Source organism: Mesorhizobium sp. NZP2298 (assembly GCF_013170825.1).
Taxonomy (GTDB): domain Bacteria; phylum Pseudomonadota; class Alphaproteobacteria; order Rhizobiales; family Rhizobiaceae; genus Mesorhizobium.
This window is the reverse complement of the sequence record NZ_CP033365.1, coordinates 3,646,314-3,660,648: the sequence shown is the minus strand read 5'-3', so window position 1 is coordinate 3,660,648 and position 14,335 is coordinate 3,646,314. Positions and strand designations below refer to the sequence as shown.

Annotated in this window: 15 protein-coding genes and 1 riboswitch; of the genes, 3 read left to right on the top strand and 12 right to left on the bottom strand. The window is 63.6% G+C overall.

Annotated elements, in window-relative coordinates; all coding sequences use genetic code 11:
- Positions 1 to 8 precede the first annotated feature (8 nt).
- From nuoK to EB231_RS17650, 12 genes are all read right to left on the bottom strand, one after another.
- Complete coding sequence (gene nuoK / locus EB231_RS17705) at positions 9 to 317, bottom strand: NADH-quinone oxidoreductase subunit NuoK (protein ID WP_019858930.1); 309 nt, start codon at positions 315 to 317, stop codon at positions 9 to 11.
- Between the two features lies 1 nt (position 318).
- On the bottom strand, positions 319 to 939 hold the full coding sequence (locus EB231_RS17700; protein ID WP_172349998.1) for an NADH-quinone oxidoreductase subunit J: 621 nt from the start codon (positions 937 to 939) through the stop codon (positions 319 to 321).
- A 237-nt stretch (positions 940 to 1,176) separates the two neighbouring features.
- The gene (gene nuoI / locus EB231_RS17695) at positions 1,177 to 1,668 is read right to left on the bottom strand and encodes an NADH-quinone oxidoreductase subunit NuoI (RefSeq protein WP_023812382.1); all 492 of its coding nucleotides are present in this window, start codon (positions 1,666 to 1,668) and stop codon (positions 1,177 to 1,179) included.
- The gene (nuoH, locus tag EB231_RS17690) at positions 1,668 to 2,711 is read right to left on the bottom strand and encodes an NADH-quinone oxidoreductase subunit NuoH (RefSeq protein ID WP_172349997.1); all 1,044 of its coding nucleotides are present in this window, start codon (positions 2,709 to 2,711) and stop codon (positions 1,668 to 1,670) included. Before nuoH ends, nuoI begins: the two co-directional genes overlap by 1 nt.
- Before the next feature lie 2 nt (positions 2,712 to 2,713).
- Complete coding sequence (gene nuoG, locus EB231_RS17685) at positions 2,714 to 4,795, bottom strand: NADH-quinone oxidoreductase subunit NuoG (RefSeq protein ID WP_172349995.1); 2,082 nt, start codon at positions 4,793 to 4,795, stop codon at positions 2,714 to 2,716.
- 70 nt (positions 4,796 to 4,865) lie between these two features.
- Entirely contained in the window at positions 4,866 to 5,561 is a 696-nt protein-coding gene (locus EB231_RS17680; RefSeq protein WP_172349993.1) for an NADH-ubiquinone dehydrogenase, read from the bottom strand.
- Positions 5,562 to 5,636: 75 nt separating this feature from the next.
- Complete coding sequence (gene nuoF / locus EB231_RS17675; RefSeq protein WP_172349991.1) at positions 5,637 to 6,941, bottom strand: NADH-quinone oxidoreductase subunit NuoF; 1,305 nt, start codon at positions 6,939 to 6,941, stop codon at positions 5,637 to 5,639.
- A 10-nt stretch (positions 6,942 to 6,951) separates the two neighbouring features.
- Entirely contained in the window at positions 6,952 to 8,235 is a 1,284-nt protein-coding gene (locus EB231_RS17670; RefSeq protein ID WP_172349989.1) for an NADH-quinone oxidoreductase subunit E, read from the bottom strand.
- Positions 8,236 to 9,426, bottom strand: a complete 1,191-nt coding sequence (locus EB231_RS17665; protein ID WP_027044896.1) for an NADH-quinone oxidoreductase subunit D — start codon at positions 9,424 to 9,426, stop codon at positions 8,236 to 8,238.
- A 9-nt stretch (positions 9,427 to 9,435) separates the two neighbouring features.
- A complete protein-coding gene (locus EB231_RS17660; RefSeq protein ID WP_172349987.1) occupies positions 9,436 to 10,041 on the bottom strand; it encodes an NADH-quinone oxidoreductase subunit C in 606 nt (201 codons plus the stop codon).
- Positions 10,042 to 10,045: 4 nt separating this feature from the next.
- On the bottom strand, positions 10,046 to 10,627 hold the full coding sequence (locus EB231_RS17655) for a NuoB/complex I 20 kDa subunit family protein (protein WP_015317338.1): 582 nt from the start codon (positions 10,625 to 10,627) through the stop codon (positions 10,046 to 10,048).
- Entirely contained in the window at positions 10,618 to 10,983 is a 366-nt protein-coding gene (locus tag EB231_RS17650) for an NADH-quinone oxidoreductase subunit A (RefSeq protein WP_010910112.1), read from the bottom strand. Before EB231_RS17650 ends, EB231_RS17655 begins: the two co-directional genes overlap by 10 nt.
- A 388-nt stretch (positions 10,984 to 11,371) precedes the next feature.
- Between EB231_RS17650 and EB231_RS17645 the strand changes: the two genes are divergently transcribed.
- The 3 genes from EB231_RS17645 to cobW all read left to right on the top strand — a co-directional run bounded on the left by EB231_RS17645 (position 11,372) and on the right by cobW (position 14,329).
- Positions 11,372 to 12,571, top strand: coding sequence for a winged helix-turn-helix domain-containing protein (locus EB231_RS17645; protein ID WP_172349986.1), 1,200 nt, complete (start codon positions 11,372 to 11,374; stop codon positions 12,569 to 12,571).
- A gap of 29 nt (positions 12,572 to 12,600) precedes the next feature.
- Positions 12,601 to 12,805, top strand: a riboswitch (cobalamin riboswitch).
- Positions 12,806 to 12,845: 40 nt separating this feature from the next.
- Positions 12,846 to 13,274, top strand: a complete 429-nt coding sequence (locus EB231_RS17640) for a DUF1636 family protein (protein WP_172349984.1) — start codon at positions 12,846 to 12,848, stop codon at positions 13,272 to 13,274.
- 2 nt (positions 13,275 to 13,276) lie between these two features.
- Positions 13,277 to 14,329: a cobalamin biosynthesis protein CobW gene (cobW, locus tag EB231_RS17635; RefSeq protein WP_172349982.1), complete on the top strand. Its 1,053-nt coding sequence runs from the start codon at positions 13,277 to 13,279 to the stop codon at positions 14,327 to 14,329.
- Positions 14,330 to 14,335 lie beyond the last annotated feature (6 nt).

The following is a 14,335-nucleotide window of genomic DNA, read 5'->3' as shown; positions in this document are numbered from 1 at the left end:
TGGTTCCGTCAACCCTTCATCATGTTCACGTCTTCGACCGCGATCGAGCCGCGGTTGCGGAAGAAGACGACGAGAATGGCAAGTCCGATTGCCGCCTCGGCCGCCGCGACCGTCAGCACGAACAGTGCGAACACCTGGCCGACCAGATCGCCGAGCGCCGCCGAGAAGGCGACAAAGTTGATGTTGACCGCAAGCAGGATCAGCTCGACCGACATCAGGATGACGATGACGTTCTTGCGGTTCAGGAAGATACCGAACACGCCGAGCGTGAACAGGATCGCCGATACGGTCAGATAATGTGCGATGCCGACGACCATCTCAGACTCCTTCGCCCGACTTGACCTTGCGGATTTCCATGCCGGTGGCCGGCGTGCGGCCGACCTGGGCTGCGATCGACTGCCGCTTGACCCCTTCCTTGTGGCGCAGCGTCAGCACGATGGCGCCGATCATGGCGACCAGCAGGATGAGGCCCGAAATCTGGAAGTAGTAGAGGTAGTCGGTGTAGAGGATGTCGCCGAGTGCGGCCGTGTTCGAGCGCGTGGCGAGATCCGGAATGGGTTTGGAGATCGTCGAGGCGAGCTGCGGTACGAAGGTGTAGCCGCCCAGCACCACGATCAGTTCCGCCGCCAGGATCAGCCCGACGAAGGCGCCGATCGGCGCATATTGCAGCGCGCCGCTCTTCAGTTCGGCGAAATCGACGTCGAGCATCATGACGACGAACAGGAACAGCACCATGACCGCGCCGACATAGACGACAAGCAGGATCATCGCCAGGAATTCGGCGCCGGTCAGCATGAACAGGCCGGCGGCGTTGAAGAAGGTCAGGATCAGGAACAGCACCGAATGCACGGGGTTGCGCGACGAAATGACCATGAACGCCGACGCCACGGCGACAAAGGCGAAGAGGTAGAAAAAGGCCGCCTCTAGTCCACTCAGCATTGGGGTTCCCCCGGGTTCCTGTTCGAACATGGCGCTCGCGCCGGGTTCGATTGTTTGCGACCGCCTCCGGTCGGCAAGTTGCGTGTTCCTATCGCATGTTTCGATCGGGTTGAAAGACCCGATCGAAAGAAACATGCGACACTCTTTTCATCCGGAGGAGGATCTGGTCCGAAAAGTCTGCAACTTTTCGGGATCATCCTCTGGACGAGGCCCCTCGCCCCGTCCATGCGTCAAATATCAGCGGTAGGGCGAGTCCAGCGAGATGTTGCGCGCCAGTTCGCGCTCCCACCGGTCGCCATTCGCCAACAGCTTGTCCTTGTCGTAGTAGAGTTCCTCGCGCGTCTCCGTCGCGAACTCGAAATTCGGCCCCTCGACGATGGCATCGACCGGGCAGGCTTCCTGGCAGAAGCCGCAATAGATGCACTTCACCATGTCGATGTCGTAACGCACCGTCCGGCGCGTGCCGTCATTGCGGCGCGGGCCGGCCTCGATGGTGATCGCCTGCGCCGGGCAGATCGCCTCGCACAGTTTGCAGGCGATGCAGCGTTCCTCGCCGTTGGGATAGCGGCGCAGTGCGTGCTCGCCACGGAAGCGCGGACTGGTCGGCCCCTTCTCGTGCGGATAGTTGATCGTCTCCTTCGGCGCGAAGAACTGGCGCATCGACAGGAAGAAGGCGCTGACGAAATCCTGCAGCAGCAGCGATTTTGCGGCCTGGGAAAGAGCGGACATCACGCAAACCCCGTGATCTTGAGGAAGGCTGCGGTGGCGACCACCATGAACAGCGAGATCGGCAGGAACACTTTCCAGCCCAGCCGCATCAGCTGGTCGTAGCGGTAGCGCGGCACGAAGGCCTTCACCATCGAAATGCCGAAGAACACGAAACAGACCTTCAGCACGAACCAGATGACGCCGGGCACCCAGGTGAAGGGCGCGAAGTCGAAGGGCGGCAGCCAGCCACCGAGGAACAGGATGGTGGCCAGCGCGCACATCAGCACGATGGCGACATACTCACCGAGGAAGAACAGCAGGAACGGCGTCGACGAATATTCCACCATGTGGCCGGCGACCAGCTCCGATTCGGCTTCGACCAGGTCGAAGGGCGGCCGGTTCGTCTCGGCCAGTGCCGAGATGAAGAAGATGATGAACATCGGGAACAGGGCCAGCCAGTTCCAGTCGAGGAAGGTGTTGGGCAGGCCAAGCCGCGTGCCAAGCCCACCCTGCTGCGACAGCACGATATCGCTGAGGTTGAGCGAGCCGGCCGTCAGCAGCACGGTGACGATGACGAAGCCGATCGAGACTTCGTAGGACACCATCTGCGCGGCCGAGCGCAGCGCGCCGAGGAACGGATATTTCGAGTTGGACGCCCAGCCACCCATGATCACGCCATAGACCTCGAGCGAGGAGATGGCGAAGACATAGAGGATGCCGACATTGACGTTGGCGATCGCCCAGCCCTGGTTGACCGGAATGACCGCCCAGGCCGAGATCGCCAGCACAGCCGACACCAGCGGCGCCAAAAGGAACACGCCCTTGTTGGCGCCTGACGGGATGATCGGTTCCTTGAAGACAAATTTCAACAGATCGGCGAAAGCCTGCAGCGTGCCCCAGGGGCCGACCACGTTCGGGCCACGGCGCAACTGCACCGCCGCCCAGATCTTGCGGTCGGCGTAGAGGATATACGCGACGAAGACCAGCAGCACCACGATCAGCACGACTGACTTCAAGAGGATCAGCAGCGCCGGCAGCACGTAGAAGGAGAAGAAGGTGTCCATGCTTATTCCGCCGCCTGCTTGAAGCCGCTCTTGGCCAGTGCCGAGCATTCCGCCATCACGGCCGATGCCCGCGCGATCGGGTTGGTCAGGTAGAAATCCTTGACCGGCGACGTGAAGGTGCCCTTGTTCAGCCGCCCGCCGAGCTTCGCCACGCCGGCGACGTCCTCGGCATTGCCGGCCGCGACCTGGTCGATGCGAGCCAGATGCGGGTATTCGCCGTAGAGCTTCGCGCGCAGTTGCGGCAGTGAATCGAACGGCAGTTTCTTGCCCAGAACGTCGGACAGCGCCCGCAGGATCGCCCAGTCCTCGCGTGCATCGCCCGGCGCGAAGCCGGCGCGGTTGGTCTGCTGCACGCGCCCTTCGGTGTTGACGTAGGTGGCCGACTTTTCGGTGTAAGCCGCAGCCGGCAGGATGACATTGGCGCGGTGGGCGCCGGCGTCACCATGCGTACCGATATAGACGACGAAGGCGCCGCCGGTCCTGCCCATGTCGATCTCGTCGGCACCGAGCAGGAACAGCACGTCCGTTTCGCCCAGCATGCCGGCGACATCCTTGCCGCCCTCGCCCGGCACGAAGCCGAGATCGAGGCCGCCGACTCTGGCTGCCGCATTGTGCAGCACGGCAAAGCCGTTCCAGTCCGCGCGAGCGGCGTTGACCGCCGTGGCGAGCTTGGCCGCCTGGCCGAGCACGGCCGCGCCGTCGGCGCGCGCCAGTGCACCCTGGCCCACGATGATCAGCGGATGCGTCGCCTTCTTCAGCGTCTGGAAGAACTTGCCATTGCCGTCGGCCAGATCCTTGAGCGAATCCGGACCGGCACCCAGCAATTCGTAATCATAGCGCGTGTCGCCGACATCGCCGATGACGCCGACCGGCAGGTTGCCGACCCGCCAGCGCTTGCGGATGCGGGCATTGAGCACGGAGGCTTCGAAGCGCGGATTGGCGCCGATGATCAGCACCGCGTCGGCCTGCTCGATGCCCTCGATGGTCGGGTTGAAGATATAGCTGGCGCGTCCGAGCGACGGGTCGAGCGCGGCGCCATCCTGGCGGCAGTCGATGTTGTTCGAGCTGAGCGAAGCCATCAAGAGCTTCAGGGCGTAAATCTCTTCGACCGCCGCGAGATCGCCTGCAATGGCACCGATCTTCTCTGGCGTCGTCTTCGATACCGCATCCTTGATCGCCGCGAACGCGTCTGCCCAGCTTGCCGGAACCAGCTTGCCGTCCTTGCGCACATAAGGGCGGTCGAGGCGCTGCGTGCGCAGTCCGTCCCAGATGAAGCGGGTCTTGTCGGAAATCCACTCCTCGTTCACCTGTTCGTTGACACGCGGCAGGATGCGCATCACTTCGCGGCCACGGCTATCGATGCGGATCGCCGAGCCGACCGCATCCATCACATCGATGGATTCGGTTTTGGTCAGCTCCCACGGCCGCGCCTGGAAAGCGAAGGGCTTGGAAGTCAAAGCGCCGACCGGGCAGAGATCGATGACATTGCCCTGCAGCTCCGAGGTCATCGCCTGTTCGAGATAGGTGGTGATTTCGGCGTCCTCGCCGCGACCGATCAGGCCGAGCTCGGAAATGCCGGCAACCTCGGTGGTGAAGCGGACGCAGCGCGTGCAATGGATGCAGCGGTTCATCACCGTCTTGACCAGCGGGCCGATATACTTGTCTTCGACCGCGCGCTTGTTCTCGTGATAGCGCGAGGAATCGACGCCGAATGCCATCGCCTGGTCCTGCAGGTCGCACTCGCCGCCCTGGTCGCAGATCGGGCAGTCCAGCGGATGGTTGATCAGCAAGAATTCCATCACGCCTTCCCGGGCCTTCTTGACCATCGGCGTGTTGGTGAAGATTTCCGGCGGCTCGCCATTGGGGCCCGGGCGCAGGTCGCGCACGCCCATGGCGCAGGAGGCCTGCGGCTTGGGCGGCCCGCCCTTCACCTCGATAAGGCACATGCGGCAATTGCCGGCGATCGACAGCCGCTCGTGGAAGCAGAAGCGCGGCACTTCCGCGCCCGCGTCTTCCGCCGCCTGCAGCAGCGTGTAGTGGTCGGGTACAGTGATCTCTTTCCCGTCGACCTTGAGCTTTGCCATTCGCTTCAAACCCCTGCGGATTTCCCGCAATCTCATTTTCCGGGCGCGGCAGACGCGCCCGACATTTCATTCACTTCTTCGCGGCCAGCGCCGCCGCCTGGGCGGTCCAGTCGTCGCGGCCGATGCGGCCGTTGAACGACAGATAGTCGTCGACCCAGGCGATCTCTTGCGGCGACCAGGCGGCGATCTGGGCATATGTCCAGATGCCAAGCCCGTTCAGCACCTTCTCCAGCTTCGGGCCGATGCCCGATATCGCCTTGAGGTTGGAGGGTTTCGCAGGCCTGTCCATGGTCTTGGGCTGCCTGAAATCTTCAGGCAGCAGCACATCCGCGGCCTCGCCGGTTGCCGGAGCGGCATTCACCGCTGGCGCCGTGGTGGCGGCTTCCTTGGCGGCGATGTCGGTGACCTCCTGCGCGAAGGACTGCGCCTCGGCAATCAGCGTCTTCGCCGTCGCCCGCGCCTTGATGGACGACGAGTTCGCGTCCTCGAACTGTTCGATGCGTGCCTCGAAATCCTCGATCAGCGGCTGCATGAGGCGCTGTGATGCCTCGGCGGCTCCCGACAGCGCGCCCATCCAGACGCCGAACGCGTGGTTGGCGAGCCCGATGCCGAGCGCCGACATCGCCGCCGCACCCGCGACAGGGTGCACGAAAAGGTTGACGGCGCTGGCCATCTCCTTCGGCATCATCCTGGTCAGGTCCTGGTTCATCTTCTCGAGCTGGTCCAAATTGGGCATCAATGGGTTGGGTGTCGAATACGGCGCCATAGAATTCTCCTGGTCGTTTCTTCGTTCGCCCGCCCCGTTATTCTCGCTTCGGGCTCTCGCCCGCGGTCACAAACTCTATTCCGCTGCCACCATCACCGGCTCGGCCCGGTGCGCGTTGCGCGAAAACTCGTCGATGCGCCGCTCCACCTCGCCGCGGAAATGCCGCATCAGGCCCTGGATCGGCCACGCGGCCGCGTCGCCCAGCGCGCAGATCGTGTGCCCCTCGACCTGCTTGGTGACGTCGAGCAGCATGTCGATCTCGCGCTTCTGCGCCTCGCCTCGCACCAGCCGCTCCATCACTCGCCACATCCAGCCGGTGCCTTCGCGGCACGGCGTGCACTGGCCGCAGCTCTCGTGCTTGTAGAAGTAGGACAGCCTCGCGATCGCCTTCACCACGTCGGTCGACTTGTCCATGACGATGACGGCGGCCGTGCCGAGGCCGGATTTGAGGTCGCGCAGCGCATCGAAATCCATCGGCGTGTCGATGATCTGCTCGGCCGGCACCAGCGGCACCGAGGCGCCGCCGGGAATGACCGCCAGGAGATTGTCCCAGCCGCCGCGAATGCCACCGCAATGCGTCTCGATCAGCTCGCGGAACGGGATCGACATCGCCTCTTCGACGGTGCACGGATTGTTGACGTGGCCGGAGATGCAGAACAGCTTCGTGCCGACATTGTTTGGCCGGCCGAAGGACGAGAACCAGGCCGCGCCCCGGCGCAGGATGGTCGGCGCCACCGCGATCGATTCGACATTGTTGACAGTGGTCGGACAGCCATAGAGGCCGACATTGGCCGGGAATGGCGGCTTCAGCCTGGGCTGGCCCTTCTTGCCTTCGAGGCTTTCCAGCAGCGCGGTTTCCTCGCCGCAGATATAGGCGCCGGCGCCATGATGCATGTAGACGTCGAAGTCGTAGCCGGATGTGTTGTTCTTGCCGATCAGCTTGGCCTCATAGGCCTCGTCGATGGCACGCTGCAGCGCCTCGCGCTCGCGGATGAACTCGCCGCGCACATAGATGTAGGCGGCGACCGCGCCCATGGCGAAGCCGGCGAGCAGCGCGCCCTCGACCAGCGTGTGCGGGTCATTGCGCAGGATGTCGCGGTCCTTGCAGGTGCCGGGTTCGGACTCGTCGGCATTGATGACGAGGTAGCTCGGGCGGCCGTCGCTCTGCTTGGGCATGAACGACCATTTGAGACCGGTCGGGAAGCCGGCGCCGCCACGGCCGCGCAGGCCCGACGCCTTCATCTCGTTGACGATCCAGTCGCGTCCCTTGGCAACGATGCCGGGCGTGTTGTCCCAAGCGCCGCGCGCCATCGCGCCGGCCAGCGACTTGTCGAAGAGGCCGTAGATGTTGGTGAAGATGCGGTCTTTGTCCTGGAGCATTTTTCGTCCCTCAGACCGGCTTCTTGCCGAAGACGCGGATGTATTCGGCGACACCGCCCTTGGCGAGCGCCTTGGCCTGCTTGACCCAGTCGTCGCGCTCGATACGGCCTTGGAAAGAGAGGTAGCCGTCCACCCACTCGCGCTCGGCCTTCTTCCACGCCGCGACCTGCGCGAAGGTGAAGATGCCCAGCGTATGCAGGATGCCCTCGATCTTCGGGCCGACGCCGGAGATCAGCTTGAGATCGTCGACCGCGGCCGGCCTGTCGATGCCTGCCGGACGGTTCTTGTCGTCCAGCGACGGCTTCGCCTGTTTTGCGGCCGGCGCCTTGGTTTCCGGCGCCTTGAAGGCAGCGGCCGGTTCGGCCTTGGCCGTCGGCCCATTGCGCTGCTTGGCGACCTTCTCGACTTCCGGCGCTGCCGTGTTGGCGTTGGCGGCCGAATGCAGCGGCGCCGAAACACTTGCCGCCTTCTCCGCCGCCGGTGCCACCTTGGTCGCCGAAGGCGTCTTCAACGCCGGGCTGGTTTCGGGCGCGTCGGTCTTCGGCTTGCTGGCATTGGACGGTGCGACAGCGGCGGCTGCGGGTGCCTGCGCAGCAGGAGCGGCGGTAGCGGTCGGCGCCGCATTCTGGGCGGCCTTGGTCGCCGCCTTGGCTTCCTTGTCACGTGTCGACTTGAGGATCGCCTTTTCGCTCTTCAGCGTCGTCAGGCCGGAGGCCGGCTCCGAGCCGGTGCGACCATTCTGCGGTCCAGGCGCCACTGAGGCGCCCTTGCCGGCGTCATAGAGATCGATGATTTCGGCCAGCCGTTCCGGCGTCAGATCCTCGAACGTGTCCTTGAAGACCATGACCATCGGTGCGTTGACGCAGGCGCCAAGGCATTCGACCTCTTCCCACGACAGGGTGCCCTTGTCGTTGGTGTGGAACTGGTCGTGGTGGATTTTCGAGCGGCAGACATCCATCAGCGCTTCCGAACCGCGCAGCATGCAGGGCGTGGTGCCGCAGACCTGGATATGCGCGCGGGTACCAACCGGGTTCAGCTGATACTGTGTGTAGAAGGTCGCGACTTCGAGACCGCGGATGCGCGGCATGCCGAGCATGTCCGAAATCGTCTCGATCGCCGCCTTGGTGACCCAGCCTTCCTGCTCCTGCGCTATCATCAGCAGCGGAATGATCGCCGACTGCTCGCGACCCTTCGGGTACTTCTTGATCCATTGCTTCGCCGCTGCCGCGTTCGCCCGGTTGAAGGCGAAGGATGCTGGCTGGACGCTGGCTTCTGCGAGACGGCGGACTGACATTTAGCGATCGACCTCACCAAACACGATGTCGAGGGAGCCGAGAACGGCGGTGACGTCGGCCAGCATGTGGCCGCGGCAGAGGAAGTCCATGGCTTGCAGATGCGCGAAACCGGGTGCGCGCAGCTTGCAGCGGTATGGCTTGTTCGAGCCGTCGGAGACGAGATAGACGCCGAACTCGCCCTTGGGCGCCTCGACGGCCGCGTAGACCTCGCCGGCCGGCACGCGATAGCCCTCGGTGTAGAGCTTGAAGTGATGAATCAGCGCTTCCATCGAGCGCTTCATCGCCTGGCGCTTCGGCGGCACCACCTTGCCGTCAAGGTTCGACACCGGGCCAGTGCTTTCCTTGCCGAGCAGGAGATCGACGCACTGGCGCATGATCCGCGCAGACTGCCGCATCTCTTCCATGCGCACGAGATAACGGTCGTAGCAGTCGCCGTTCTTACCGATCGGAATGTCGAAATCCATTTCCGAATAGCATTCATAGGGTTGCGACTTGCGCAGGTCCCAGGGCGCACCCGAGCCGCGCACCATGACGCCCGAAAAGCCCCAGGCCCAGGCATCGGCCAGCGACACAATGCCGATATCGACATTGCGCTGCTTGAAGATGCGGTTGCCGGTCAGCAGCTTGTCGAGATCATCGATCGACTTCAGGAACGGGTCGATCCATTTGCCGATGTCCTCGACCAGTTGGCGCGGCAGGTCCTGGTGGACGCCGCCGGGGCGGAAATAGGCGGCATGCATGCGCGAGCCGGAGGCGCGCTCATAAAACACCATCAGCTTTTCGCGTTCGACGAAGCCCCACAGCGGCGGCGTCAGCGCGCCGACATCCATCGCCTGCGTCGTCACATTGAGGATGTGCGACATGATGCGGCCGATTTCGCAATAAAGCACGCGGATCAGCTGGCCGCGCCTCGGCACCTCGATGCCGAGCAGGCGCTCGGCGGCAAGAGCGAAGGCATGTTCCTGGTTCATCGGCGCGCAATAATCGAGCCGGTCGAGATAAGGCACCGCCTGCAGATAGGTCTTGGCCTCGATCAGCTTTTCCGTGCCGCGATGCAAGAGCCCGATATGCGGATCGACGCGATCGACGACTTCGCCGTCCAGCTCCAGCACGAGGCGCAAAACGCCGTGCGCCGCAGGATGTTGCGGACCGAAGTTGATGTTGAAATTGCGGACGGAGGTCTCAGCCATTGTGGCGCCTCAATTCGTCTTGGCTTTTTCGTCCCCGGGCAGCACGTAATCCGTGCCTTCCCAAGGGGAAAGAAAATCGAAATTGCGGAATTCCTGCTTCAATTCCACGGGCTCGTAGATGACGCGCTTGGCTTCGTCGTCGTAACGCACCTCGACAAAGCCGGTCAGCGGGAAATCCTTGCGCAGCGGATGGCCTTCGAAACCGTAGTCGGTCAACAGGCGCCGCAGGTCGGGATGGCCCGAGAACAGCACGCCATAGAGATCGTAGGTCTCGCGCTCGAACCAGTCGGCGCCGGGATAGACGCTGGTGATCGACGGCACCATCGTCTCCTCGTCGGCCTGCACCTTGACGCGGATGCGCACATTCTGCTTCGGCGACAGCAGGTGGTAGACGACGTCGAAGCGCTTGGCCCGCGACGGATAATCGGCCCCACAGACATCAATGATCGAGATGAACTGGCAGCGCGCATCGTCGCGCAGGAAGGTCACCACCTCGACCAGGTCGCGCGGTTCGACATGGATGGTGAGCTCGCCATAGGCGATCACCGCGTCATTGACGCGGCCGATCAGCTTTTCGCCGAGATAGGTCGACAGTTCACTCAGGGATGCGGCCATGGATTTACCGTTCGATCGTGCCGGTGCGGCGGATCTTCTTCTGCAGCAGAAGAATGCCGTAGAGCAAAGCTTCGGCGCTCGGCGGGCAGCCGGGCACATAGATATCGACCGGCACGACGCGGTCGCAGCCGCGCACCACCGAATAGGAATAGTGGTAGTAGCCGCCGCCATTGGCGCAGGAGCCCATCGAGATGACGTAGCGAGGCTCCGGCATCTGGTCGTAGACCTTGCGCAGCGCCGGCGCCATCTTGTTGGTCAGCGTGCCGGCGACGATCATGATGTCGGACTGGCGCGGAGACGCGCGCGGCGCGACGCCGAACCGCTCCGAGTCGTAGCGCGGCATCGAGGTGTGGATCATCTCGACCGCGCAGCACGCCAGACCAAAGGTCATGAACATCAGCGAGCCGCTGCGCGCCCAGGTGATCAGCGCCTCGGTCGAGGTGACCAGAAAGCCTTTGTCGGCAAGCTCATTGTTGATTTCGAGGAAGAAGGGATCGTCCTCCCCCACCGGCCTGCCGGTGTTGGGATCGATGATGCCCTTCGGCTTCGGCGCGACGAGGGTGCCTGAACTGTCGTTCAATCCCATTCCAGCGCTCCTTTTTTCCATTCATAGGCAAAGCCGATGGTCAGCACCGCCAAAAACACCATCATCGACCAGAAGCCGAGCATGCCGATCTTCGAGAAGGACACGGCCCAGGGAAACAGGAAGGCCACCTCCAGGTCGAAGATGATGAACAGGATCGACACCAGGTAGAAACGGATGTCGAATTTCATGCGGGCGTCGTCGAACGAGTTGAAACCGCACTCGTAGGCGGAAAGCTTTTCGGGATCGGGATTGCGGTAGGCCACCAGGAACGGGGCGGCCAGCAGCGCCAGGCCGACGACCAGTGCCACGCCTATGAACAGGACGATGGGCAGGTACGAACTGAGAAGTGCGTTCATGCAGCGGTTTTCCGTTGGCGCCAATCCACTTTGATTACAGCACCGGACCTTAATGCGGAAGCGTGACAGTTTAACCGCTGAACCGTTTTAAGGGGCCTATGCTGCAACGCGGCGAGGGTTAGCGCAGCACTTCCAGCGAAGCAAGTCAAACCTTGTTCAAAACGCCGACCTGGACGGCATATCCGGAGAAACTGGTCCGATCCGCTCCTGTTTGATTTCCTTCGTCTTTTACTCCACTTTTCTCTCCTGACATGGTTGCCGCCAAAACCCTGCTAGCATGGGTTGGAATCACCATGCAGGTTCCGCAAAAGCGGACCCGATTTTGCGACAAGAACCTGCCCAGACAAAGACCCGACCCACAGCCGAAGCCCCTCAGAGTGATGCCTGCATGAAGGAAAAAATCTCGCTCGCCGCCGCCCGCCGCATTGCACTCGCCGCTCAAGGGTTCCTCGATCCGCGCCCAAATGGCACACCCGACCGCCGCCATTTCGCCCGTGTGCTTTCCCGTACCGGCCTGCTGCAGATCGATTCCGTCAGCGCGGTGGTGCGTGCTCATTACATGCCGCTCTATTCGCGCCTGGGTCCCTACCCGTTCGCTTTGCTCGACAATGCCGCCGTGACTCGCAAGCGCACTGTCTTCGAATACTGGGCGCATGAGGCTTCGTTCCTGCCGGTCGAGACCTACCCGCTGATGCGCTGGCGCATGCAGCGCGCCGAGCAAGGCGATGAAATGTATCTGGGGCTGGCCAAATGGGGTCGCGAACACGCCGCCTATATAGAAGACATTTACCGCGCGGTCGTCGAGCTCGGCCCGATCGCCGCGTCGGCGCTCGAAGGCCAGAAAGGTTCGGGCGGCTGGTGGGGCTGGAGCCATGCCAAGCACGCCTTCGAATGGCTGTTCTGGGCCGGGCGCATCACCACGGCGCACCGCCGCGGCTTCGAGCGCTTCTACGATTTGCCAGAGCGGGTGCTGCCGCAGGCGATCCTCGATCTGCCGGCGCCCCCGGCCGAGGACGCGCATCGCGAATTGCTGCGCATCTCGGCCCGCGCCCATGGCGTGGCGACATCGGGCGACCTGCGCGACTATTTCCGGCTGTCGCCGGCCGATATGAAAGGCCGGCTGGAGGAACTGGTCGAGTTGGGCGAGTTGCTGCCGGTGCGCGTCGAAGGCTGGGACAAGCCGGCCTACCTTCACAAGGACGCGCGCCTGCCCCGGAAAATCGAGGCCCGCGCGCTGTTGGCGCCGTTCGACCCGGTCGTCTTCGAGCGCTCGCGCTCTGAGCGGCTGTTCGATTTCCACTACCGCATCGAAATCTACACGCCGGCTGAAAAGCGCCAATACGGCTACTACGTCCTCCCCTTCCTGCTCGGCGACAAGATCGTGGCGCGCGTCGACCTCAAGGCAGACCGGCCGGCCAGCGTCCTGCGCGTCCATGCCGCCTACCCCGAGCCCGGCGCCCCGCCTGATACCGCCGCGCAGCTCTTCGAGGAATTGAAGCAGATGCAGGGCTGGCTTGGCCTTGAACGCATGGACGTGACGCCGGCAGGCGATCTGGGCCCGGCGCTGGCCGACATCGTCGTGTCGTAAGCCCGCGTTGACACCGCTGCCTGCAAAAGCCTAAATCCCGTCCAGACGGTCCCTTGCCCGCAACGGCAGGGGCTAAGAGGGAATGCGGTGCGAGGTGAAAAATCTCAAATCCGCGGCTGTCCCCGCAACTGTAAGCGAAGAGCCAAGGCCGAAAGCCACTGGGAATTCCCGGGAAGGCGGCACCCAAGGCGATGATCCGCGAGCCAGGAGACCTGCCGTCTGCGACAAAAGAATCCGATCGCCCGGCGGGTTTCCGGGCAAGGAGCCCGGTTTTTTGGACCAGAACGGCAGTTTTTCGGCTGGCACAGCGGACAATTCGTCCGCCGACGGCGAAGCCTTGGCCGGCGTCACCATCATCGTCTGCGCCTCCTGTCGCGACGAGACCGGCTCGGACGCGCATCCCCGCGCCGGCGAACTGCTGGCTGAGGACACGCGCCGCGCCGCGGCCGGCGACGACATCCGCGTCCGCACGGTCGAATGCCTCGGCAATTGCAAGCACCGGCTGAGCGCCGCCATCCTGCGCGACGGCTGCTGGAGCTATGTCTTCGGCGACCTGACCGCGGCCAGCGGCGCCGACCTTGTCACCGGCGCCAAGCTCTTCGCCACCTCGACGGACGGCCTCATTCCATGGCGTGGCCGGCCCGATTCCCTCAAGCGCGGCCTCGTGGCCCGCATTCCTCCCCTCGACCTGTTGAAGGATTGATCATGAGCGCCCCAAATTCGACCGGCAATCTCTCCCGCGTCCCCTGCACCGTCGTCACCGGCTTCCTCGGCGCCGGCAAGACGACGCTGGTCCGCCATCTCCTGGAAAACGCCGGCGGCAAGCGTATTGCCATCATCGTCAACGAGTTCGGCGACATCGGCATCGACGGCGAGATTTTGAAGGGCTGCGGCATCGACACCTGCCCGGAGGAGAACATCGTCGAACTGGCCAATGGCTGCATCTGCTGCACCGTGGCAGACGATTTCGTGCCAGCGCTGGACCAGATCCTGTCGCTGACGCCGAAGGTCGACCACATCCTGATCGAAACCTCGGGCCTCGCTCTGCCCAAGCCGCTGGTCCAGGCGTTCCAGTGGCCGACGGTGAAGAGCCGCGTGACGGTCGACGGCGTCATCGCCGTGGTCGACGGCCCCGCATTGGCCGAAGGCCGCGTCGCCAACGACATGGACGCCTTGCAAGCGCAGCGCGCCGGGGATGAGAGCCTCGACCATGACGACCCGGTCGAGGAAGTGTTCGAGGATCAGATCGCTTGCGCGGATCTGATCATCCTGTCGAAGAGCGACCTGATGGACGCCGCCGGTTCGGCCCGCGCCAACGCCATCATCAACGAACATTCCGCCCGCGCCGTGAAGATCGTGCCGACCTCGCATGGCAAGGTCGACCCCTCGGTGCTGCTCGGCCTCGGTCTCGCTGTCGAGAACGATATCGAAAACCGCAAGTCGCATCATGACGGCGCTTTCGACCACGAGCATGACGACTTCGATACCTTCATCGTCGACATCCCCTCGATCGCCAATCCGGACGAGTTGGCAAAGCGCGTCGCGGCCGCCGCCGAACAGGAAAACGTGCTGCGTGTGAAAGGCTTCGTCGAGGTCGGCGGCAAGCCGATGCGGCTCCTGCTGCAGGCCGTCGGCCCGCGCGTCAATCACTACTATGACCGCGCCTGGACGGCCGAGGACGACCGCCGTTCGCGCCTGGTCGTCATCGGCCTCAAGGGGCTGAACCGCCCGGCAATCGAGCGTATACTCGCCGGCTGATTTTCA